This window comes from Rahnella sp. GSA61A, assembly GCF_019969905.1.
Classification (GTDB): domain Bacteria; phylum Pseudomonadota; class Gammaproteobacteria; order Enterobacterales; family Enterobacteriaceae; genus Rahnella; species Rahnella aceris.
Window position 1 is genome coordinate 93,885 of record NZ_JAHXYO010000004.1, and the last position, 24,468, is coordinate 118,352.

The 24,468-nt window shown below is 54.2% G+C and carries 17 protein-coding genes; 11 read left to right on the forward strand and 6 right to left on the reverse strand.

Annotated features, from left to right (window positions below; all coding sequences use genetic code 11):
• Positions 1–5: 5 nt before the first annotated feature.
• From pqqB to fhuE, 4 genes are all read right to left on the reverse strand, one after another.
• Positions 6–917 (reverse strand): pyrroloquinoline quinone biosynthesis protein PqqB, encoded by a 912-nt coding sequence (pqqB, locus tag LC431_RS06905; protein WP_013578119.1) that lies wholly within the window; start codon positions 915–917, stop codon positions 6–8.
• 58 nt (positions 918–975) lie between these two features.
• Positions 976–1,047, reverse strand: coding sequence for a pyrroloquinoline quinone precursor peptide PqqA (gene pqqA, locus LC431_RS06910; RefSeq protein ID WP_013578120.1), 72 nt, complete (start codon positions 1,045–1,047; stop codon positions 976–978).
• Between the two features lie 170 nt (positions 1,048–1,217).
• The gene (locus LC431_RS06915; protein WP_014416661.1) at positions 1,218–2,255 is read right to left on the reverse strand and encodes a dipeptidase; all 1,038 of its coding nucleotides are present in this window, start codon (positions 2,253–2,255) and stop codon (positions 1,218–1,220) included.
• 336 nt (positions 2,256–2,591) lie between these two features.
• Positions 2,592–4,814 (reverse strand): ferric-rhodotorulic acid/ferric-coprogen receptor FhuE, encoded by a 2,223-nt coding sequence (fhuE, locus tag LC431_RS06920; protein WP_223509540.1) that lies wholly within the window; start codon positions 4,812–4,814, stop codon positions 2,592–2,594.
• A 793-nt stretch (positions 4,815–5,607) separates the two neighbouring features.
• On the opposite strand from fhuE, the gene LC431_RS06925 reads away from it, so the two are divergent.
• The 11 genes from LC431_RS06925 (at position 5,608) to LC431_RS06975 (ending at position 20,166) form a co-directional block, all read left to right on the forward strand.
• On the forward strand, positions 5,608–6,510 hold the full coding sequence (locus LC431_RS06925) for a homocysteine S-methyltransferase family protein (protein WP_014416664.1): 903 nt from the start codon (positions 5,608–5,610) through the stop codon (positions 6,508–6,510).
• A gap of 69 nt (positions 6,511–6,579) precedes the next feature.
• Complete coding sequence (locus tag LC431_RS06930) at positions 6,580–8,121, forward strand: ABC transporter substrate-binding protein (RefSeq protein WP_187514645.1); 1,542 nt, start codon at positions 6,580–6,582, stop codon at positions 8,119–8,121.
• A gap of 94 nt (positions 8,122–8,215) precedes the next feature.
• Positions 8,216–9,154 carry an ABC transporter permease gene (locus tag LC431_RS06935; protein WP_051930984.1) on the forward strand — a complete coding sequence of 313 codons (939 nt, stop codon included), beginning with the start codon at positions 8,216–8,218 and terminating at the stop codon, positions 9,152–9,154.
• Positions 9,155–9,172: 18 nt separating this feature from the next.
• Complete coding sequence (locus LC431_RS06940; protein ID WP_013578126.1) at positions 9,173–9,988, forward strand: ABC transporter permease; 816 nt, start codon at positions 9,173–9,175, stop codon at positions 9,986–9,988.
• Complete coding sequence (locus LC431_RS06945; protein WP_223509541.1) at positions 9,985–11,574, forward strand: ABC transporter ATP-binding protein; 1,590 nt, start codon at positions 9,985–9,987, stop codon at positions 11,572–11,574. Before LC431_RS06940 ends, LC431_RS06945 begins: the two co-directional genes overlap by 4 nt.
• A 236-nt stretch (positions 11,575–11,810) precedes the next feature.
• Complete coding sequence (locus LC431_RS06950) at positions 11,811–13,475, forward strand: methyl-accepting chemotaxis protein (RefSeq protein ID WP_223509543.1); 1,665 nt, start codon at positions 11,811–11,813, stop codon at positions 13,473–13,475.
• 125 nt (positions 13,476–13,600) lie between these two features.
• Entirely contained in the window at positions 13,601–14,488 is an 888-nt protein-coding gene (gene blaRAHN, locus LC431_RS06955) for an RAHN family extended-spectrum class A beta-lactamase (RefSeq protein WP_223509545.1), read from the forward strand.
• A gap of 102 nt (positions 14,489–14,590) precedes the next feature.
• The gene (locus tag LC431_RS06960) at positions 14,591–15,004 is read left to right on the forward strand and encodes a hypothetical protein (protein WP_041673406.1); all 414 of its coding nucleotides are present in this window, start codon (positions 14,591–14,593) and stop codon (positions 15,002–15,004) included.
• A gap of 554 nt (positions 15,005–15,558) precedes the next feature.
• Complete coding sequence (locus LC431_RS06965; protein ID WP_014416667.1) at positions 15,559–16,944, forward strand: diaminobutyrate--2-oxoglutarate transaminase; 1,386 nt, start codon at positions 15,559–15,561, stop codon at positions 16,942–16,944.
• A gap of 18 nt (positions 16,945–16,962) precedes the next feature.
• A complete protein-coding gene (locus tag LC431_RS06970) occupies positions 16,963–18,435 on the forward strand; it encodes an aspartate aminotransferase family protein (protein WP_223509546.1) in 1,473 nt (490 codons plus the stop codon).
• A gap of 654 nt (positions 18,436–19,089) precedes the next feature.
• A complete protein-coding gene (locus LC431_RS06975) occupies positions 19,090–20,166 on the forward strand; it encodes a mechanosensitive ion channel family protein (protein WP_013578133.1) in 1,077 nt (358 codons plus the stop codon).
• Here LC431_RS06975 and treY read toward each other — a convergent pair.
• Entirely contained in the window at positions 20,163–22,673 is a 2,511-nt protein-coding gene (gene treY / locus LC431_RS06980; RefSeq protein ID WP_223509547.1) for a malto-oligosyltrehalose synthase, read from the reverse strand. The two genes, LC431_RS06975 and treY, sit on opposite strands and share 4 nt — an antisense overlap.
• Entirely contained in the window at positions 22,670–24,457 is a 1,788-nt protein-coding gene (gene treZ, locus LC431_RS06985; protein ID WP_112151420.1) for a malto-oligosyltrehalose trehalohydrolase, read from the reverse strand. Before treZ ends, treY begins: the two co-directional genes overlap by 4 nt.
• Positions 24,458–24,468: the final 11 nt, after the last annotated feature.

The following is a 24,468-nucleotide window of genomic DNA, read 5'->3' on the forward strand; positions in this document are numbered from 1 at the left end:
TTTACCTAAAGTTCGATGCGCATCCCGTCCCAGCTGACTTCGATGTTTTGCTGCGTCAGTGCCTGCCGCTCGGCAGAGGCTTCATTGAGGATCGGGTTGGTATTATTAATATGGATGAGAATTTTGCGTTCTGCCGGAAGGGAAGACAGCAGGGCAATCAGCCCTTGTTCTTCGGCAAGGGCCAGATGGCCCATGTCTTTGCCGGTATTGCGGCCGACGCCGGTGGTCGCCAGCTCGTTGTCCTGCCACAGCGTGCCGTCAATCAGCAGGCAATCGGCTTTATGCAGCCACTTCAGCAGTTCATCATCTGGCTCGCCCAGACCCGGTGCGTACAGCAGCGAGGTGCCGGTTTTCGTGTCTTCAATAAACAGCGCGATATTATGGCCGGGGAGCGGTTTGCCGCGGTATTTCGAATAAGGCGGCGCGTTACTCAGCAGCGGAATGGCCGTGAATTTCAGATTCGGGCACACCGCCACGGAGAAGCGCTTCTCCGGCCCGATAGCGTGGTGTTGCAGGCCGCCATTCCAGTGCGAAAGCATGGTGAAAATCGGGAAGCCGGTGGTGAGATCTTCATGCACTTCCGGCGTGCACCACACCTGATGCGGACAGCCTTCGCGTAAATTCAGCAGGCCGGTGCAGTGATCAATCTGGCTGTCGGTCAGGATGATGGAGCCGATGGCGGTGCCGCGTAAAACGTCGTGTTTTATCAGTTCCGGCGTGGCGGCAATCTGGTGGCAAATGTCCGGCGAGGCGTTACACAGCACCCAGTCGGTGCCATTGTCGCTGACGGCAATTGACGACTGGGTCCGCGGAGAGGTTTTCATGGTGCCGTTGCGAACGCCCTGACAGTTGCTGCAATTGCAGTTCCACTGAGGGAAGCCGCCGCCTGCCGCGGAACCAAGTACGATAATCTGCATGTGAGAACCAGGGGGAAAGGGAAGGAAGATGCCCACAGTTAACCGTGGGCACAAGGGCTTAGCGGTTAGAAATGTACAGCGTCACTTCTAAGCCTAAACGCAGGTCTTCGAAAGAAGGTTTAGTCCACATAATTACGTCCTCTTGGTGATTACAGTTTTAAGTTCACTGCCGCTTTAATTGCGGCAGGTGATCGGCTTATTGTCAAATATCGCTGGTTTGGCTAAGAAAATGTTGCGATGAGCTCAAACCGATATTGCCCTGTAAGCCACAGGGATTAGCGCAAAATGCCGGATGAAAAACTATTCACCCCACGTTTGCTTTAATACTTTCAGCCAGTTACGGCAGGCGATTTTTTCGATCAATACGTCGCCGTAACCCGCATCAGACATGGCCTGAATCAGTAACGGCAATCCGGCGACATCGCCGAGGACATCCGGCACATTGATGCCGTCGAAATCCGAACCAAAACCGACATTTTCTTCGCCCAGTTTACCAAGAAGGTTATCAAGATGTTTAACAATTTCGGTGATTGGGGTGTCACCGTTACGTTTTCCATCCGCCCGCAGAAACGCTGTGCCGAAATTAACGCCAACAAAGCCGTCGCTTTCCGCAATGGCAGCCAGTTGTTTATCGGTCAGGTTGCGCGGTTGCGGGCATAGCGCATGCACATTGGAATGGGTGGCAACCAGCGGTGCATCGCTGAATTTTGCCGTCTGCCAGAAGGCCCTTTCGTTCATGTGCGAGACATCGAACAAGATCCTTTTCCGGTTACACTCACGCAGCAATCCAAGCCCGGCGGGCGTCAGGCCCTCACCGGTATCCGGCGAACCCGGAAAATCGCCTTTCACGCCGGTCCCAAACTGATTGGGTAAATTCCACAGTGGGCCGATGCTGCGCAGCCCTTTTTCATACCAGAGTTCCAGCCGCGAGAAGTCATCTCCCAGCGCTTCCGCGCCTTCAATATGCATCACCATTGCCAGCACGTCGTGAGCGATACACTGCTCAATTTCGGCAACCGTCCGGCAGATTTTTGCCCGCCCGGATGACTGTGTTTCGATACGTTCCAGCAGTGAAATCTGTGCCTGTGTGATGGCTAACGCGTCATGAGGCACAGCCGGAGAATTTGGCTTCAGTTGTGGCATATACGAAGCAGGTGGTACGAAAATGGCAAATAAGCCACCCGCGAAGCCACCGAGGCGACAACGCCTGAGATCGAGATGTCCTTCCAGTGAGCCATCAAGAAACAGGGCAGCAGGATCTGCTGCATCATGCAGCCACAGGCGCAGTAACAGGTCGTTATGACCGTCGAAGACAGGGGGATGTGGAATGGTGTTCATGATGTTAATGGTACTTTATAAAAGCACGAAAATGTATGCGGAATATGTAATGGTTTGTTTGGGTGATGTTAAGTGATTTGACTGACTTGTTTTCATGTGGAGGTGAAAGAAAAATACGGCTTTGACCTTTTGTCTGCTGGTCAGGCAAATCTCAGTCAGCTCCCTCCCCTGCGAAGGGGAGGGTTGGGGTGGGGTATTAAGGTCAAAATCCAATAGTTAAAGTGTGCTTTTACAAAGAATTAGCCATTAAAACCCCCTCCCAACCTCCCCCTTCGCAGGGGGAGGAGCAAACAGAAAAACATTCTGCATTTGAATTATTGCTGCGGCCTCAGCAAATCAGAAACTATAGCTCGCCGTCACCGACACATTCCTTGGTTCGCCGTAGACCACATACTGGTTCACGCTGGTGTCATATTCCTTGTCAAACAGGTTATTGACGTTGGCCTGCACCGCCAGTTGTCTGGTGACCTGATAACGACTGAACAGGTTAACCAGCGCGTAGCTGCCTTGTTCCGCATAACGGGTGCCGTTGCCGCTTGGGCCCGGAACGGTATCCCAGACGTGGGTCTGCCAGTTCACGCCACCGCCGACGGTCAGATCCTGCAACATCGGCAGACGGTAGCTGGAGAACAGTTTTAGCTGGGTGCGCGGCAGTTGCGGATTAACTGCATCGCCATTTTCATCTTCCGCAATGTAACGGGTACCGCCGAACGTCATCTGCCAGTTATCGGTCAGCGCGCCGTTCACTTCAAATTCCACGCCGCGGCTGACGGTGCCGTTTTTGCCTTCATAGGCGGTATCGGTTGTGCCAGGAATAATGCGGCCGGTGCTTTGTGCCACGTTATCCAGCTCCGCGCGGAAGAGAGAAACCGACGCGGTCAGACGGCTGTTAAACCAGTCAGATTTTACGCCCGCTTCGTAGTTTTTGCCGATGACCGGTGAAAGGTAGCCGCCGTTGATATCGCGGTAAGTTTGCGGCTGGAACACTGAGGTATAGCTCGCGTAGGTCGACCAGGTATCGTTGATGTCGAACACCAGACCGGCGTACGGCGTGATGTTGTTCTTCTCGATCTGGTCGGTGAGCGTGTGAGAATTCCAGTTGGTGTAGCGTGCGCCAACGATCAGGTGCAGCGGATCCGCCAGTGAAAGACGCGTAGCCACGTAAGCCGATTTCTGACGGATAACATTTTCTTCCGCCAGCGCGCGCGGACCCCAGTCAGTTTCAGGGAACTGACCGTTGAAATCGTTAAAATTGCCCAGTTCTTCGGTTGAGATATTGGCAAAGGAGCTGTAATAGGTGTTCTGCTGTTTGCTGTAACTCACGCCGGTCATCAGCTCATGCTGACGGCCAAACAGTTCATACGGGCCGCTGGCAAAGGCATCTACACCATCGACTTTACGTTTACCGGTGTTATAACCGGTTCCCGCCACCACCGGATAACCGGCATAAGCGGATTCGCCGACGCCGGTAGTTTTATCGAATGTCCCGTCGATATACATCATCTTACTGTCGATATGGGATTCGGTATGGGTGCCGTTCAGTGTGGCCTGCCAGCCATTATCGAACGATTGCTTCAGGGTGGTGAACAGCTTAGTCGTTTCTTTATCGCTGTACGCCCAGTCCGGTGCGGAGTTAAAGCCGCGACGATAATCGGTTTTGCTGCCGTCCAGATACCAGCGCGGCATACCGCCCCAGGTCGGGCTGTCGGTGTTGGTTTGCTGGAATTCGTAGCCTGCGGAAAGCAGGGTGGAATCGGTGAGGTCGGCATCCACGGTGGCATAGACGAATTTTTTGGTGGCGCCGTAGCGTTCAACGTAGCTGTTTTTGTCCTGATAACCGGTGATCAGGCGGCCACGTACGCTGCCGGATTCGTTCAGCGGTGTGGATAAATCTGCCACGTAACGTTGTTTATTCCAGCTACCGTAAGTAGCAGAAACATTGCCGGTGAATTCTTTGCTGTCGGCGTGTTTACGCACCTGATTGACGGATGCTGACGGGTTGCCGGGGCCGGTCATCAGACCGGTTGCACCGCGCACCACTTCGATACGTTCATAAATCGCCGTGTCAGACTGGGAATCACCCAGATCCCAGCGCGGGTCGAAGGTGGTCGGAATGTTATCGACCATGTAGTTGTCGATCAGAAAGCCACGCGCGTAATAAGTACGGCGGTCGAGATCCGAGACGCTTTCCTGAATACCGGTGGTGTTTCTCAGCACATCACCCAGAGATTGCAGTTGCTGATCCTGCATACGTTGCTTGCTGATGATACTGACGGATTGCGGAATATCGCGCGCCGTCAGGGCCATTTTTGTGCCCGCAGTGGTGACCGGAACACTGTAATCGGTGGCTGAGGTATCTGCCGCGCTGGTGTCGTTCTGACCGGTGACGACAACCGTGTCTTCAGCGGTTTTTTTTGCGCTGGCTTCTGCTGCATAAGCACTATGCAATGAAGATGAAACAAGCAGGGCAATGATGGAAAGTGAAAGTTTCTTTCCTGAATTATTTTGAGGATTTTCCTTAACACTCCTGACGGCGTAATTCCCTGTAAAATTAGACATAAGTATTCTCCACACGGTTATTTTCTTATTTTTTAAGCCACTGCATTTTTTTATGAATACGGCTTTATCAGCATGAGCAAACCCCGCCAGGATCCCCCGTAACAAGGGCTGGAGAAGATAAAATGAGCATGGTTAATAAAGCGAATGAGAATAATACGCATTGGGTTTACTGCTGTAAATAAATATTACAGGCGGGGGGCTACACCGATAGCCGCAATGCTCCCTCCCCTGCGAAGGGGAGGGTTGGGGTGGGGTATTAAAGACAAATTAAGAAGCAGGAGTTTGCTCTGACCAGAACAGTGTTTGCCCTTAAAACCCCCTCCCAACCTCCCCCTTCGCAGGGGGAGGAGCAAAGATGAAAACAGTGTGCCGTTGAATTTAAGATCGTGCGGGCGATTCAGAAATCTTGCTGAACGGAGCGGCCTGAAGACCTCAGGCTTCAGGACCGAGAGAAGGCACCGCGCAGCGGCAAGATTTCCAGCCTGTCATTGCGGTTGCTGAAACATAGCCAGCGAGCGGTAGCGCTGGTTGTAAAAGCGGGGAGAGATCCAAGAGAGGGAAAGCACTTCCCTCTCTTGGGCGGTTTCGGCACGAAAGGCTACGTGATAACCGTTGTTAAGAAACCGAAATATTCTCGATCCAGCCTTCACGGCGAGTGAGACCACTTTGCCATTAAAAACCCACCTTTTAGCCATTAAGAAATCTAGACATCTAAACGTTCGTTTTGTAGAGTGTCACCACCTGCCGGATTAACGTTTGATTCGGCTAAGAAAAATACAACGGCGGTGACACAATGTTCAGTAACGTTAAAATCCTCGACGGCGGCATGGGGCGCGAACTGGCCCGGATGGGCGCTCCTTTTCGTCAGCCTGAATGGTCTGCGCTGGCACTGATGGAGGCTCCGGAATTTGTGCGAGCCGCTCACGATGCTTTTATTGCTGCCGGTTCTCAGGTCATCACCACCAACAGTTACGCCGTGGTGCCGTTCCATATTAGTGAAGATGTTTTTGTGGAGCAGGGCGCGGCGCTGATTGCGCTTTCCGGCAAGCTGGCGCGGGAAGCAGCGGATGCTGCACCGGCTGATGTGCTGGTCGCGGGTTCACTTCCTCCGGTTCTCGGGTCTTATCGTCCGGATCTGTTCGAACCGGTGGCAGCCAAAAAATTACTGCAAGTGCTGGTGAATAATCTGACGGACAGCGTCGATGTCTGGCTGGCCGAAACGCAAAGCTCTGTGGCGGAAGTCGAAGCCGTGCGTGAGGTGCTCGGCGATGACCCGCGTCCGCTGTGGCTGTCTTTTACCTTGCAGGACAATCTTGATGAAAATGGCAATGCGCTGCTGCGCTCCGGCGAATCAGTTGATGATGCCGTAAACGGCGCATTACGGATTTCTGCCGGTGCGGTGCTGTTCAATTGCAGCCGGCCTGAAGTGATGGCCACGGCGGTGAAAACCGCGCGTGCCGCACTGACGGCGCAGGGATCTGCGCTTGATATCGGCGTGTATGCCAATGCCTTCGAACCTTCCGATAATCAGCGCGGTGCCAATGAAGGGCTGAGCAAAATGCGTCAGGACACCGATCCTGCCGGATACCTGGATTTCGCGAAAGACTGGGTGGCGCAGGGTGCCACCATGGTCGGGGGATGTTGCGGGATCGGGCCGGAACACATCGCCGCGCTTAAGCAGGCCTTTGCTAAATAACATCCATAAAAAGAATAAAACGCACATTAATTCTGAAGATGCATTCTTCGCAGACAGGGGAAAAACATGATTGATCGTCGTTCGTTTATCAAAAGTGCGGGGGCACTTTCCGTTGCTGCGGCTACCCACTCTTTGTGGCTGGGCAATGCCTTTGCTGCGGAGGCAGAAAAGCCGAAAAAAGGCGGGCATCTGGTTGTCGGTGTGGATAACGCTTCCAGCACTGACCGTCTGGATCCGGCATTCTGGTTCGAAACTTACATGTATTTCGTCGGTTCTCAGATGTTTAACAATCTGGTGGAAATCGACGAAAACGCCAGACTGGCCCCCTCGCTGGCTGAAGCCTGGGCCTCAACCGACGGCAGCAAAACCTGGGTGCTGAAAATTCGCCAGGGCGTGCAGTTCCACGATGGCCGCTCGCTGGGCGCGAAAGATGTGGTGTACTCCCTGAATCACCATCGTGGTGAGAAATCCACCTCGCCGGTGAAAGGTTATCTCGATACCGTCAGTGCAATTGAAGCCACCGGCGACCATGAAGTCACGATTAAACTGACCGCGCCGGACGTTGAATTCGTCTGGCTGCTGAGCGCCGTGCATTTCGCCATTACCGCTGAAAATGAAAACTTTGACAAAGGCATCGGTACCGGCGCATTTATCCTTGAGAAATTCCAGCCGGGCGTCTCTACGCTGACTAAACGCAATCCGAACTACTGGAACAGCGAACGCGGGCATGTCGATTCTGTCGAAACGCTGGCGATGAATGATTCAACGGCCCGTGTGGCGGCACTGGTCAGTGGTTCGGCACAATTGATTAACCGTGTGAATCCGCGCATCGTCAGCCGCATCGAACGTATGCCGAACCTGAAACTGGTGCGCGCCAAAGACAGTATGATTTATACCTTCCCGGGGCTGTCGAATCTGGCGCCGTTCGATAATGTTGATGGCCGTCTGGCGCTGAAATACGCCATCGATCGTCAGAAAATTATCGATACCGTGCTCGGCGGCTACGCCAGCGTCGCGAACGATAACCCGATTTTCCCGTCGAACCGTTACTTCGCGAAAGACATTCCGCAGCGTCCGTACGACCCTGAAAAAGCCCAGTTCCACTGGAAGAAATCCGGGTTCAGCGGCCCGCTGACCCTGAACGTTGCCGATGCCGGTTTCCCTGGTGCGGTTGATGCCGGTCAGCTTTATCAGCAATCCGCCGCCAAAGCTGGCATTAATCTGAATGTGGTGCGCGTGCCGGACGATGCGTTCTGGAATGATATCTGGCAGAAGAAAGCCTTCGTGTCGTCGAACTGGGCGAACCGTCCGACCGCCGATGCGCTGCTCTCGCTGGTGTTCACCAGCCAGTCTTCATGGAACGAATCCGCGTGGCACGTACCGGCTTTCGATGCGATGGTCAAAGCCGCGCGCGGTGAAGCGGACGAAGCGCGCCGCAAACAGATTTACCATGACATTCAGGTGATGCTGGTTGATCAGGGCAGCGAGATCATTCCGCTGTATGCCGATGCACTCGACGGTTGTTCCGCCAAAATCAAAGGGTTCACGTCCGTTCCGGGGATGCCGCTGAGCGGTAACCGTGCGGCAGAGAAAGTCTGGATCGAAGGCTGAACCGGGTAAAAATATGTCTGACTTATCTGCACAACAGAAAGCGACTCAACGGCCTGCGGGCCGTTTTTCGCAACCTCATTCCAGCTTGCTGAGCATGGTGCTGATACGCCTGTTTTATGGCGTGCTGGTGGTGCTGGCAGTTTCCGTGCTGATTTTTGCCGGTGTGCAACTGCTGCCGGGCAATGCTGCGACGGCGATCCTCGGCCAGAGCGCCACGCCGGATGCCATCCGCGAACTGAACTTGCAACTGGGGCTGGATAAACCGGCAGTCAGCCGTTATCTGAGCTGGTTGGCCGGTGTGTTGCACGGCGATTTTGGCACCAGTTTCTCCACCCGTGAAGCCATCAGCGGCCCGCTGTTTACCCGCCTGGGCAACACGTTGTTTCTGGCCGGATGTACCGCCGCGATTGCGGTTCCGCTGGCGCTGCTGATCGGATTTATTTCCGTTCGTTATCAGGGCAGCGTAATTGATACGCTGCTCAACGCCATCACCCGCGCAACCGTCGCGCTGCCGGAATTTTTCTCCGGCTATCTGCTGATCCTGATTTTTGCCATCACGCTGGCATGGGCGCCGAGCAACAGCAGTATTACGGCGGATATGCCGCTGGCAGCTAAACTCTCCGCCATTTCCCTGCCGTGTGCCACGCTGGTGCTGGCGATCCTTGGCCATATGAGCAACATGACCCGCGCCGCGCTGATTGCCGCGCAAAGTTCGGCGTATGTCGATACTGCGTTGCTCAAAGGGCTGTCGCCGTCGCGCATTTTGTGGCGTCACGTATTGCCCAATGCCGTGGGGCCGATCATCAACGTCGTGGCGATCAATCTGGCGTATCTGATGGTCGGTGTGGTGATTGTTGAGAACGTATTTGTTTATCCGGGACTCGGGCAGTACATGGTCGACAGCATCAGCAAACGTGATATTCCGGTGATGCAGGATTGCGCGTTGCTGCTGGCTGGCATTTATATCCTGCTGAATTTGCTGGCGGATGTGATGGCACTGGTCGCCAATCCGCGTTTACGCCACAACCGCTGAATCTTAGGAATTGCTGTAATGCCTGCATTAAAACCTGCTTCGATACTTGGCCTGCTGGTGCTGAGTCTGTTTATTCTGATCGCCATTTTTGCGCCGTGGCTGGCGCCTCACGCGCCGGATCAAACGCTCGGGATGTCCTGGGATTTACCAGGACCGGATTCCATTCTCGGCACGGATAATCTCGGCCGTGATTTGCTCTCCCGTCTGATCTGGGGCACCCGCGTTTCCCTTGGGGTGACTGCGCTGGCGGCGCTGGTGGCGTTTATCGTCGGTTGTACGTTCGGGTTTATTGCCGGACTGCGTGGCGGCTGGTTAGATCAGGTGATTTCCCGCTGCAACGATATCGTCATGGCTATCCCGACGCTGATCCTGGCGCTGATTGTGCTGGCCGTCTTGCCAAAAACCATTCTGGTGCTGACGCTGGTGCTCGGCTTGCTGGAATCGACCCGTGTGCTGCGCGTGGCACGATCCCTCGCGGTGGATATCGGCGTGATGGAATTTGTTGATGTGGCGCGGCTGCGCGGCGAAAGCCTCGGCTGGATCCTCTGGCATGTGATCTTACCCAATGCGCTTCAGACGCTGATTGCCGAATTCGGCCTGCGTTTTATTTTTATTCTGCTGTTTCTTTCTGCGCTGTCATTCCTCGGGCTGGGTATTCAGCCACCCACCGCCGACTGGGGCGGACTGGCGCGCGATAACAAAGACGGTATTTTGTTTGGCGTCTGGGCGGCGCTGGTGCCGGGCGGCGCCATCGCGGTACTGGCACTGGCGGTCAACGCCGTGGCGGACTGGCTGATGAGCGGTGAGCGTCGTGTGTGGGGGAAAAAAGCATGAATGAGCACTTACTGCATGTCGAAAACCTGCACGTGGTGTCGCAGGGTAAAAATCCGCGCACGCTGGTGGATGACGTCTCTTTCACGGTGAAGCAAGGCGAAGTGCTGGGGCTGATCGGCGAATCAGGCGCAGGTAAATCCACCATCGGACTGGCCATTCTCGGGCACTGTCGTCAGGGGATGTGCATTCAGTCCGGCAGAATGACATTCAGCGGGCAGGAACTGACACAACTTTCTGACCGCCAGTTGCGGCAGGTGCGCGGCAGGCAGATTGCTTATGTCGCGCAGTCTGCCGGAGCAGCGTTTAACCCGGCGATCACGCTCGGTGAGCAGGTCATTGAGGCGGCGCTGAAACATAAAATTTATCCCCGCCAGCAAGCGCAGGCCAAAGCCATTGCGCTGTTTGAACAACTCGGCCTGCCGGATCCACAGGCATTTTATCAGCGTTATCCGCATCAGGTTTCCGGCGGTCAGTTACAGCGCGCGATGATTGCGATGGCACTGTGCGCCGGTCCTGAGTTGTTGATTTTCGATGAGCCGACCACCGCGCTGGATGTCACCACACAGCTCGGTGTGCTGAAAGCTATCAGTGATGTGATCCGCTTTTCCGGCGTCGCGGCGATTTACATCAGCCATGATCTGGCGGTCGTTGCGCAGATAAGCGATCACATCATGGTATTGCAGCACGGTAAAACGGTTGAACAGGCGGAAACGGCGCAACTGCTGAGCCAGCCGCAACAGGATTACACCCGCCGTTTGCTGCATGCGCAGGGCGGGAGCAAAACGCCGCAAACCGGCGATGCGCCGGTGGCGCTGGATCTCCGCAACATCAGTGCGCGCTATCATGCGCAGCCGGTGCTGCAAAACATTTCACTGAGCTTGCCGCGCGGGCGCACGCTGGCGGTGATCGGCGAATCCGGCTCGGGGAAATCTACGCTCGGCAAAGTGATTTGCGGACTGCTCACGCCGCAAACCGGTGAAGTCAGTCTGAATCAGCAAGTATTACCTGCCAGTTTGCGCCAGCGCAGCCGCGTTCAGTTGCGCGATGTGCAACTCATTCATCAGATCCCCGACACGGCGCTGAATCCTAAAGAGCGTATTGGCAGCCAGATTTCCCGTGTGCTGGCCTGCTTTACGTCGCTGAACCGCAGCCAGCGTGAGGCGCGGGTCAGTGAATTGCTGGCGCAGGTCGGATTACACGCTGAACTTGCGATGCGTTTCCCTGCCGCACTTTCCGGCGGGCAGAAACAGCGTGTGTGTATTGCGCGGGCGCTGGCGGCTGAGCCAAAAATTATCGTTTGTGACGAGCCAACGTCGGCACTCGATCCGTTAGTCGCCCGCGATGTCCTGGCGTTACTGCGCCAGATCCAGCAGGAAACCGGCATTGCTTACCTGTTTATCACCCACGATTTACAGGTGGTACGTGAAGTGGCGGACGAAGTCGCGGTGCTCAGACAAGGCGTGATTGTGCGCCACGGCCCGGTGGCATCTGCACTCGCCGAACCTCTGGACGATTACACCCGCGAGTTACTGCGTTCGGTGCCTGAAATGCGGGTGGGCTGGCTGGAGGAAATGTTTGCTAATTAATACTTGTCCTCCTGCCCGGCGCTTTTGTTGTGCTCCTCCCCTTCGCAGGGGAGGAAGCAAAATGGTCATCCTTATTTACACTTTCGCAATATTAACGTCACTAAAGATTCCCTTATTTATACCGATAACCCTTTTGAATTAAATAAATCATTAGAAAGTCGTTCCGCTATGTAACCAATATTTTGAATTTTTTTTCATGGTATTTGTTTTATTGGCCAGGAAATAAGGGAAATAAAATGTTTAAACTGATCAACAATATGCGTGTCGGCGCCCGTTTAGGGGCCGCATTCAGCCTTGTCATTTTGCTTTTAGTCATTGTCAGCGGGATTGCAATCACCAAAATAAGCAGCATTAACACCAGTATTGAACAAATAATCAGCGACCGGTACGTGAAAGTCCGGCTGGCATTTGATGTTCGCGACGGCGTAAACGACCAGATTAAATATCTGCGGGGTATCGTTATCGATACTAAAAATCCTGAACAGAATAAAAAGCGTTATTTACAACTGGATGACACGGTCAAAAAAACCAATTTAGCGATGGATAAAATCGCCGCGATCCAATCCACCGTGACGGGCAAGCAGAAAATTAAAACGTTGCAGGAAGCGGGTGAAACCTTCGAAACGGCGAAAGAGCAACTGATTGCCTTAGCCCGTGCCGGTGACATGGACGGCGCGACCGAATTTGTTCTGCGCAAACTCACCACCTCGCAAAATGCGTATCTGGATCTGGCAACCGCATTTGCCAACTCTCAGGATCAGCAGTTGCAGGCTGAAGGTAAAACAGCGATAGCAGATGGCGCCACCGCCATTCAGCTGACGCTGATTTTCTCCGCGCTGGCGATTTTAATGGCGGCGGCGCTGGGCTATTTCCTGACGCGTTCGATCACCCGTCCATTGCATACCGCAGTAAAAGTGGCAGAAAACGTGGCGGCAGGGGATCTGACCACACAAATCCAGGTGATGTCGCAGGATGAAACCGGGCAGCTCATGCAGGGGCTGAAAAACATGAATGAAAACCTGCTGAAAATTGTGACCGAAGTGCGTGCCGGCACCAATGCCATCACCAGCGCGTCCAGCGAAATTGCTGCCGGAAACCTCGATTTGTCTTCCCGCACTGAACAGCAGGCCAGTTCGCTGGAAGAAACTGCGTCGGCGATGGAGCAGATGACCGCCACCGTGAAGCAGAACGCTGATAACGCGCGTCAGGCTAATCTGCTTGCCGCGCAGGCTTCCCGCGTGGCGGTGCAGGGTGGCGAAGTGGTGGGCGAAGTGGTGAATACAATGGAAGGTATCAACACTTCCTCGCGTAAAATCGTCGATATCATTGCAGTGATTGACGGCATTGCTTTCCAGACCAACATTCTGGCGCTGAACGCTGCCGTTGAAGCAGCGCGTGCCGGTGAGCAGGGCCGTGGATTTGCTGTCGTGGCTTCCGAAGTGCGCAATCTGGCGCAACGTTCTGCCAGTGCCGCGAAAGAGATCAAAGTGCTGATCGACGATTCGGTGGCGAAAGTGGATAACGGCACGCAACTGGTTGCCAAAGCCGGGGCTACCATGGCGGAAGTGGTGTCCAGCGTAAAAAATGTGACTGACATCGTGGGCGAAATTGCGATTGCCAGTAACGAACAAAGCAGCGGCATTGAAGAGATCAACAAAGCCATCACTCAGATGGATGAAGTCACCCAGCAGAACGCCGCATTAGTGCAGGAAGCTTCGTCGGCGGCATATTCGCTCAATGAGCAGGCTGAGCGTTTATCTCAGGCGATCAGTATCTTTAAAGTCAGCGCCGGTTCGGCAACGGCGGCGGTGCGTAAAGCCGGGCAGACAAAATCTCCCGCCTTGCTGTCAAACCGTCAGCCGGTTCCGGCCGCTGATCAGGGCAACTGGGAAACGTTCTAAATCTCCTGTTAGTTTCTCAAAGTTTTCCGTTTCATGTTTAAAACCTGACAATTTCTGTCGGGTTTTTTACTTTCTGCCTCAGCTTTTGCCATAATCCCTTCGCCAATATAAAGGAGAAGGCTTTGATGATGAAAAATACCCTGCGTAAAACTGTGCTGATGGCGGCGGCTGTAGTGCCAATGCTCGCATTCAGTGCGGTGTCATGGGCGCAAACGGCGACAAAAATGACGTCTGTGCAGCAGCAGCTTGCGGCGCTGGAAAAAGACAGCGGCGGTCGTCTTGGTGTGATGCTGATTAATACTGAAGACAATTCCCAGATTGCTTACCGCGCCGATGAACGTTTTGCCATGTGCAGCACCAGCAAGTTCATGGCCGCGTCAGCCATTCTTAAACAGAGCGAAACGCAAACGGAGTTGCTGAACCGCCGCGTCAGCCTCACCAGATCTGATCTGGTAAATTATAACCCGATCACCGAAAAGCATCTCGATACCGGCATGACGGTAGGCGAACTGGCCGCCGCCGCCTTGCAGTACAGCGATAATACCGCCATGAATAAACTGATTGAGCAGCTTGGTGGCCCGCAGAAAGTCACGGAATACGCCCGTACGCTCGGCGATAAAACGTTCCGTCTGGACCGCACTGAACCAACGCTGAACACCGCCATTCCGGGGGATGACCGCGACACCACTTCACCGCGTGCGATGGCTCTGAGTCTGCAACACGTCACGCTGGGCAGCGCGCTGGCTGAACCGCAACGCGCGCAACTGGTGGAATGGATGAAAGGCAACACGACCGGCGCGATGAGTATCCGTGCGGGGCTGCCTGCGACCTGGGTGGTCGGCGATAAAACCGGCAGCGGCGATTACGGCACAACCAATGATATTGCGGTGATCTGGCCGGATAATAAGGCACCGCTGATCCTGATTACCTATTTCACCCAGCCGCAGAAAGACGCGAAATCCCGCCGCGATGTGCTGGCTTCTGCCGCGAAGATTGTGACGCAGGGTTATTGATTTACGTTGAAAAGGACAAAGAAAAGGGCCCGCAAGAGCCCTTTTTGATTGCCGCGTAACGGGCAGATATGGGTTATTTTAGAAACAAGAGAAGGGAATAGAATGTCCAGGCCGTTTTCAGGATCTGCGCAGGCGCTCATGATGTCATTGCTGACGGGACAGGCTACGCACTGGCAGCGCGCGTGGGTTCCGCTACCGTTGACCTCTTCGGTCTGGCAATCAGTCAGCGGCGTTTTATTTTCCAAAATACTGCAACCGGTCTGGTGGTGCTGCCGTTGCCCTGAGCCTGTGGTGACGGTGAAGAAAAACACGGTGTACTGGCTGGCTCATCTGGTTCAGGAACCGGGTCCGGCGGCTGATAAACTGTGGATTGATGCGGTGCGAACGCGCTATCAGATGCAGACCAACAGCATCCTTCCGCCGGAAACCGATGCGATTTTGTCGCAGGTGTTCCAGGATTACGTCACCTTATATGAGTTCTACCGCAAAGGTCGGGTTAATGAGCTGAATAATTAGGGAAATATCCGAAGGGATTGTTTATATACGCGGCGGACATTATTCTCTGTATTATTTCTGTAATAACCGCACCGATGTCGCGGTGTAATATATTTCAAAATTTATATCTGACGGCTATTCAGCCAGTTACTGCACCGTACTTTAATATCATCGCCCATATAACGGCCGCAGGCTATAATTAAACAACTTTCCTGAAAGACTGTTCACCGGGCATCAACCTCCGGTGCGACGTCGTAGCCGCAGGGGTATTGATGCCTGACAACGGTGTGATTTTAAGCCTGATATGTCGCGTGTTGACCCGTCGTTCTGCAAGACGGATGTGCTTTTTAGTGCTTTATTAATGACCGTGTAACGGAGTTAAGTCAGCACGATCGTTCATTAAATCATCAACATATTGATTCCTATAGGAAAGAATAAACAAATCTATACAAAATAAATTATTGAGGTGGGGGCAAAAAAGCCATATATTGGCCGCGTTTTTCATACGCTTGTAATTTTCTTAATCAAATTTATTCAATTGTGGCGTTCTAATAACACACGGTTGTAGGAGAGATATGATGACGGATAAAGTCCGTATTGACAGTTTTGGTGCGAATTCATTAAACGGAAACAATGAAACCTATTTGGCAAGACAAGCTGAATTTGAATCGAATGTTCGGAGCTATCCACGTAAGTTGCCTCTGGCAATTGCGAAGGCCAATGGCGTTTGGATCACGGATGTTGAGAATAATCAATATCTTGATTGCCTGGCCGGTGCGGGTACGCTTGCTCTTGGACATAATCATCCTGACGTGCTGCAAAGCATCCAAAATGTCATTACCAGCGGCTTGCCGTTACATACACTGGATCTGACTACACCGTTGAAAGATCAGTTCTCTGAATATCTGCTTTCTTTATTGCCACAACAGGGCAAAGAGTATTGCCTGCAGTTCACCGGTCCGTCGGGTGCTGACGCTGTTGAAGCTGCCATGAAACTGGCTAAAAAAGTCACCGGCCGTAGCGGTATCATCAGCTTCTCGGGTGGGTACCACGGTATGACGCACGCCACACTGGCGGTGACCGGTAACCTGTCTCCGAAAGAAGCTGTTAATGGCATGATGCCGGAAGTGCAGTTTATGCCTTACCCACACCAGTACCGCTGCCCGCTGGGCATTGGCGGTGACGCTGGCGTTAAAGCATTAACCTATTACTTCGAAAACCTGATCAACGACGTTGAGAGCGGCGTTCGCAAACCTGCGGCTGTCATTCTGGAAGCGGTTCAGGGCGAAGGCGGCGTGAACCCGGCTCCGGCTGAGTGGTTGCAGCGCATCCGTAAAGTGACTCAGGAACACGGCATTCTGTTGATCCTCGACGAAGTGCAGGCGGGTTTCTGCCGTACCGGCAAACAGTTTGCCTTCGAACACGCGGGCATTGAGCCGGATATTATCGTGATGTCCAAAGCGGTCGGCGGCGGTCTGCCACTGGCGGTTCTGGGTATTAAGAAAGAGTTCGATGCCTGGGCTCCGGGTCACCATACCGGTACCTTCCGCGGTAACCAACTGGCGATGGCCACCGGCCTGACCACGCTGAAAATCCTGAAAGAAGAAAAAATCGCCGAGAAAGTGGCAGCGCAGGGTGAATGGCTGAAAGCCAAACTGGCTGACATGCAGAAACGCTATCCGGTTATCGGTCACGTGCGTGGTCTGGGCCTGATGATCGGTATTGAGATCGTCAAACCCGACGAAGCGCAGGATCACATGGGTTGCTATCCGGCTGACGGTGAATTGTCTGCATTGCTGCAGAAAAAATGCTTCCAGGCTGGCCTGATCCTCGAACGCGGTGGCCGTAATGGTTGTGTGCTGCGCCTGTTGCCTTCCCTGCTGATCACCAACGATGAGCTGGGTATTTTCCTCGATAAGTTTGAGCAGGCGCTGTTAGCGGCTGGCATCAAACCTGTCTGAGCGGAGTAAGAGATTCTGATGTCCGAGTTAAATCCGATTCTGGCAGGCTCAGCGCAAAGCACTGAAGCCTACCAGCAGGCCATTGCGCAGAGCAGTGAAGCTGTTGTGCAGTGGCTGAAACAACCTGAGATGTATCAGGGCAAAACCGTTGCTGAGCTGCGTGAACGTATCAGGCTGGACTTCAATCCAAACGGTCTGGGTAACCAGGCCGCGATTGAACGTGCGATTGAGTACTTTTTAAAAGACAGCCTGTCTGTGCATCACCCGCAATGTGTGGCGCATTTGCATTGCCCGAGTCTGGTGGTCAGCCAGGCGGCGGAAGTGCTGATCAACGCCACGAACCAGAGTATGGACTCCTGGGATCAAAGCCCGTCAGCAACCATCATTGAGATGAAGCTGATCGAATGGCTGCGTACTCAGGTGGGCTACCAGGCTGGCGACGCAGGCGTGTTCACCAGCGGCGGCACCCAGAGCAATCTGATGGGGCTGATGCTGGCACGCGATGCCTTCTTCGCGCGTCAGGGGCATTCCATTCAGCAGGATGGGCTGGTCGGCAATTTGCGCAAAATTAAAGTGTTATGTTCTGAAAACGCGCATTTCTCTGTGCAGAAGAACATGGCGCTGCTCGGTCTGGGCTATCAGTGTGTCACGCTGGTGAAAACCGATGAGTTTGCCCGTATGGATCTCAACGATTTGCGCGAGAAAGTGGCACAGGCGCAAGCCAGTGGCGATCAGATCCTGGCCATTGTGGCGACAGCCGGTACCACCGATGCGGGGGCTATCGACCCGCTGCGTGCTATTGCTGAACTGGCGGCAGAGCATCAGATTTGGGTGCATGTGGATGCGGCATGGGGCGGTGCATTATTGCTGTCCGAAAAATACCGCAATTATCTGGACGGCATCGAGTTAGTGGATTCCATCACGCTGGACTTCCACAAACAGTTCTTCCAGACCATCAGCTGCGGCGCATTCCTGCTCAAAGAAGAGCGTCATTACGAGCTGATGCGTTATCAGGCGGCTTACCTGAACTCTGAGTTCGACGAAGCGGCTGGCGTACCGAATCTGGTGTCCAAATCCCTGCAAACCACCCGTCGTTTCGATGCACTGAAACTGTGGATGGGGCTTGAAGCATTAGGGCAGAAACAATACGCCGCGATCATCGATCACGGTGTGACGCTGGCTCAGGAAGTCGCGCAATATGTGACTTCTGAAGCCGCGCTGGAACTGGTGATGAAGCCGCAACTGGCGAGTGTTCTGTTCCGTTATCGTCCTGAGCAACTGGCGGGCAGCAGCGATGCGGCTATTGCACTGCTGAACCAGAAAATCGGTGATGCGCTGCTGGAGTCTGGCCGTGCTAACGTCGGTGTGACCGAGCATAATGGCGTCACCTGTCTGAAGCTGACCTTGCTGAACCCGACAGTAACGCTGGAAGACGTGAAAGTCCTGCTGGCGCTGGTTGAGAAAACCGCACAGCAATTGCTGAACGAATAAGTCATTACTGAAGCATAAGTTTCGTTCTGCGTTAACCCGCAGCAAAAAGCCGGTGATACAAAAGTATCACCGGCTTTTTTACGTCTGAATGACTTTCTGACCAGGATAATTCTTAATGCTGAGCGACAGGCAAAAAAGAACCCACCTCATGGGTGGGCTATTTAAGGGTATGGTGCTTACGATCCGCTGCTCTTGCGTCAGCTGATCTAAGAGTAATCCCAGACCCCTGTCCTGTTCAAGTCATTGACAAAAAAGTGCCACAAAGAGCGCATATTTTTGGGTGGCAGAACGCTTTTCGCATCATGCCCCGCACTCACCCAGACGTTATCACTCACCTTACCGGGCCTTTGTTATCCGTTTCGGGCACCGATTATCAGCGCGGCGACCAATGCAATTGAAACGAACGACATATAACCAATCACTAAAGCTCTTTTCATATCAAGCACCTCAGTTGAACGTTTTTCAGAACATCGGGCTCACGCCAGAAATCATAGTAAACCGGACAGAACGTAATATAAATACCGATGACGTTAAGACGTCTGCAAAGTTTTACCTCTGCGGCAATGCCGGTTGTCTACCGACCTTTCCTATTCCTGACCCCTGCGCTGACCTGTTTCCTATACTGGAGGTTTGTGATTAATTCCGGGAGGGAAGATGAATTTTCTATCACGCTTTGATTTTATCGCGCTGGTGATGGCGCCGGTGTTCTGGATAGGTGTCGCGACGATGTGTGTCGTCACGCTTGTCACATACTGGCTGCTGAGCTGGCTGGTCTCGTTTTTGCGCAAGGGCGTAAAACGCTGGGGGGAGGTTAATGAGGCCAGCCACCGGATTCGTTTTATTCTGGGCGAGATCCTCAACCGGACGAGTAATTTGCTCATTTTCATTGCGGCTTTTTTGTTCAGCCTGCGGTTCGTTAATCTGCCCGATAATCTCTACAACACCATCAGTCACGCGTGGTTTCTGGTGCTGGCGTTCCAGATGGCATTGTGGCTGGATCAGGCGGTGGTCTCGTGGTTACGTCATATTATGCGTCAGCCCGGTATGAACAAAAATCCGGTAACGCTGGTGATCACCGGGCTGATTTTCCGGGCGGTAGTGTGGTCGGTGATGCTGCTGTCGATACTGGCGAATGTGGGCGTAAACATTACCGCGCTGGTCGCCAGTCTGGGCGTGGGCGGTATCGCTATCGCGCTGGCGATCCAGACCATTCTCAGCGATGTGTTCGCGTCATTATCTATCGGTTTTGATAAGCCTTTCGAAATTGGCGATTTCGTCGTTTTCAATGATGTTGCCGGTACTGTCGAACATATTGGCCTGAAGACGACCCGGATACGCAGCCTGAGCGGGGAACAAATTGTTTGCGGTAATGCCATCCTGCTCCAGCAAACGCTGCATAACTACAAACGCATGCAAACCCGCCGCATTGTTTTCAATTTTGGTGTCGCGATTAATACGCCGCCGGAAAAGCTGCGCAATATCGGTGACATGGTAAAGGAAATTATTATTGATGTCGGCGAAACGAAATTCGACCGCGCACATTTGCTGGGTTTTGGTACCGATCGCCTGAATATCGAAGTGGTCCACATCGTCAATACTGCCGATTACAATAAATACATGGATATTCAGCAGGAAATTAATATTCGTATTATTGAAAAGCTGATCGAGCAGGGGATCGAAATGGCATTGCCGAATATGATTGTTAAAACCCAGGCAGAACGCGACCGTTAAGATGGCGAGGACGCTATCAGGATGACCGGGGAGAAGCCCGGCCAGACAGCCATGTCTAGCTGGTCGCTCAGCGTAATTTCTTTATCGCTGAACAGATCCCGGTAGTGCCGGTAAGCAAGGTGGGGCGGCAGTACAATTTCCGCCTGCGGGAACCCCCGGGCTGGCAAACCCAGCACCAGACGCGGTGCCGCAACAATCACCGCATCGTCATTGTGCACCCGTGCAAACGCGATGATGTTTTCGGCGTGCTGGCCGGTCACACTGAGCGGAACATAGTCCCCCTGCTGAAACAGCGCAGGTTTTTGCTGGCGAAGCCCGGCGAGCGTCGCCACGAGGTATTGTTTCAGCTGGCCGTTCAGCTTTCTTTCTGCCTGGCCCCGGCCCGTTTTATCATCCTGTCGTAACAACCGCGCCAGCCCGGTGAAATCCGGCAGACGACGGTTATCCGGATCAACAAGGCTGAAATTCAGCGCCTCGCTGCCCTGATAGATATCCGGTACGCCCGGCGCCATCAGTTTGATTACCGTCTGGGTCAGGCTGTTCACCAGTCCGGCATGGATAAATGGCTGGATCGACGCGTGGAAATCTTGCAGGAATAGCCGGTTTTCCGCTGAAAGCAGATGATGCGCGTAATCCAGCACGGCCTTTTCATAGTCTTCGTTGTTGTTATCCCAGTTGGTGCGCAGCTTGGCTTCCCGCAGCGCTTTTTCGACGAAACTCTGAAATCTTTCGTCGAGTTCCTGCAAACCCTGTTCATCTTCAGGCGTCAGCGTGACCGGCCACGCGCCCGCCAGCGCCTGATACAGCATCCATGTCAGCGCAGGGCGCGGTGCCGGGCCATCGGGAAGCATAATCACCTTTGACTCGTTCATCCGGTGCCAGCGTTTTACACAGGCGGCCCAGTCTTGTGGCGCTTCGGTCAGCGTAAACAGTCTGGCGCGGGCATCTTCCCCCCGTTTGGTGTCATGCGTGGATGTCGCGGAAAGCGCCGCCGGTTGCTCTTCGCGGCGTTTTATCATCTCCGTATGGAAGCGGCTGAGGGAGAAGGTGCGAATTAACGGTTCAGCGCCGACTTCGTTCAGCGCCAGTTCCATGTTCTGGCGGAAGAAAAGTGTGTCTTCCACCGATTTTGCCATCAGCGGTCCGGTCAGTTGCTGAAAGCGGGTACGGAATAAACCGGCCTGCGATGCCGCCGCAGCAGAGGTTTCTCCACTAAGAATACGCGCCAGAAACGCAAGGATTTCAGGCTGAACGGCAAGGGCCGGGGCGCTGACCTTGCGCAGGATCTTGTGCAAAAGCGCGGTGTCTTCTGCGGGCATACCCTGTTCGGTGCCGTAAGTGCGGTACACCGGAAAGGCGATCAGTAATTCGCGCAGCGCGGTACGGATATCATTTTCGTCATACATCGCGCCCCCGGTCCCGGCGATGCTGTTCGCCAGTTTCCACAGCGTGGTGTACTCGCCTTCGAAATTCTTTTCCACCATCATAAGCTTGGCCGCACGCAGCTCGTCGCGCATATCCACCGGTTTGCCGACCACGCTGTCGTAAAGCTCGCTAAGCACCGCGATATTTTCATCGTTGACCAGCACATCCGAAAGCGAGGCAATGAACTCATAGCCGGTGGTGCCGGAGACCGGCCAGTCCGGCGGCAGGCGCTCGCCTTTGCCCAGAATTTTCTCCACCGTGATATAGCAGTCCGGCCCGGCCTTCTCCCGCAGGCGTTCAAGATAGGCTTTGGGATCGGCAAGACCATCCACATGATCGACCCGCAGGCCATCGGCCACACCGGAGCGGACCAGCTCGAGGATCAGCCGGTGCGTATCATCGAAAACCCCCTCGTCTTCCACGCGCACACCTGCGAGGCCGGTGATTTCGAAAAAGCGCCGGTACGAGAGTTCACGGGGCGCGTCACGCCAACACATCAGGCGGTAGGGCTGGCGCTCATGTAATTCAGCCAGTTCTGTTTTGCTCAGGTCATCTGTTTTAGACGCCGTGAGAGTGCCGGGCGCAACGGGATAATACGTATCGAAATAGGCGAAAGCGGGCTGACCGGTTTTGGGATCAGGCTTCAGCACAATGTCGCCTTTTTCCAGCGCATCCTCAAAAGCGTCCCCGAGGAAAGGCAGCGTCAGGCGACGCGACCAGTCGATATCAAAATGGCGTGCATAACGGCTCTTTTTGCCATGTTCAATGACGTCACGCCACCAGATATTCTCAAGTGAGGCCGCCATATGATTGGGCACAATGTCGAGGATCAGCCCGATCCCCGCCGCTTTCAGCGCCTGTACCATACGGTCGAAACCTTCACGCCCGCCAATCGTCGGGTCAATTTCGTTGGCGTTGGTAACATCGTAGCCGTGCGTGGAACCAGACGTCGCTGTAAACACCGGGGAAGCATAAAGATGGCTGATCCCAAGTTGTTTTAAATAGGGGATAAGCCCTGTCGCGGTGTCAAAGTTCAGTCCATTACGGAACTGAATGCGGTAAGTCGCGGTGGGGATTTTCACAGTAAGACTCCTGGCGCCAAACGGACAATAAGGGAAGCGGGCACCGACGTCGCGGCATCCTGCGGCCAGGCAAAGATCGTTTCTCCTGGCAGTTCAGGAAGCGGGTGCGTGTCTTGGCCAACATTGAGTACCAGCGAAAGCGTGCCACGGGGGAATGTCCATTTAACGGCGAGAAAACCGGTTGAGGTTTCGACAATCTGGCCGACTTCTCCTTTCGCAGGCGTCAGTAAGGGCACGATGTATTTCCGGCGCAGCGCCAGCAGCTTGCGGGTCAGCGCCAGGGTGTTTTCGCCTTCGGGATGTGTCAGTTTCTGCCAGTCAAGTTTCGAATTTTCGAACGTACTGAGAGCGTTAGGATCGGGGACCGCGTCGTTGCCGTAACCGTTGTGTCCTTCAAATTCACGGGCGCGCCCCTCGCGAACCGCCTGCGCCAGCTCACCTTCAAAATCGGTGAAGAACAGAAACGGATTGGTTTCGCCGTATTCTTCGCCCATAAACATCAGCGGAATATGCGGCGATAACAATAAGGCGGCGAACAAAACGCGCGTACGTTCAGCGCCAGCCAGCGTGATCAGCCGGTCGCCGTGCGCACGGTTACCAATCTGGTCGTGATTTTGAATGAAATCGACAAAGGCGACCGGCGGCTGTCTGCGGCTGACCGTACCGCGCGGTTTAGCGGTTTGCGGCGATTTTTCGCCCTGATACGCGAAACCTTCCGCTAACGCGCGTGCCGCCAGTTTCTCAGGGTTCTGCGCGAAATCCTGATAGTAGGCGTGGGTTTCACCGGTGCTGAGAACGTGAATGGCGTTATGGAAATCGTCATTCCATTCGGCGGTAAACAGTGGCACGGTGCCGTCGGCATTACGCGGGTGTAAAAAGATGACGTTGCGGCTGTCTTCGGTGGTCAGATGCACCGGGCGATCGGTGATCGCTTCGCGAATTCGTTCGGCGATTTCAATCAGAATATGCGGGGAAGAGGTGTCTTTCATCTGATCGATGGCATCAAAGCGCAGGCCGTCAAGCCGGTATTCTTTTAGCCAGTACAGCGGTGCTTCCACGATATAGCAGCGGGCCGCTTCGTTTTGATAATCGATGCCCGCACCCCAGGCCGTCATGCGTTGAGCATCGAAGAAATCCGGCGCGAGCAGTGGCAGATAATTACCTTCCGGACCAAAGTGGTTGAGCACGATGTCCAGCACCACGGAGATGCCGACACCGTGCGCCGCATCGACAAACGCCTTGAAATCATCCGGCGAACCATAAGCGGAGTGAGGCGCGTACAGCAAGACACCGTCATAACCCCAGCCGCGTTGCCCCCCAAATTGTGAGAGCGGCAGCACTTCAATCATGGTGATGCCGGTTTCTGCCAGATAAGCGAGTTTTGCCTGCGCGGCGCTGAAAGTGCCTTCGGGTGTGAAGGTGCCGATATGCATTTCATAGACGACGGTTTCTTCCCACGGGCGGCCTTTCCAGTGGTGATTTCGCCATGCATAGCCCGATGATGAGGTGACCAGGGAAGGACCGTTGACGCCTGCCAGCTGGGCGCGCGAGGCAGGATCAGGAACCGGCATGCCATCGGCCAGAATAAACTGGTACTCCTGACCGGCAGAAACACCGGTTGCCACAAACTCGAACCAGCCGTTTTCCGTCGGCTGCATTTCTCTGTCTTCGCCGGAAAGTCTCAGCGTCATGTTGGCCTGACCCGGCGCCCGGACCCGAAAGCGAGCTGTCCCGGCGGAAATGAAACTGGCCCCCCAGCTTGTCGTCAATGCATCGCGTTGCATCACTTTACCTC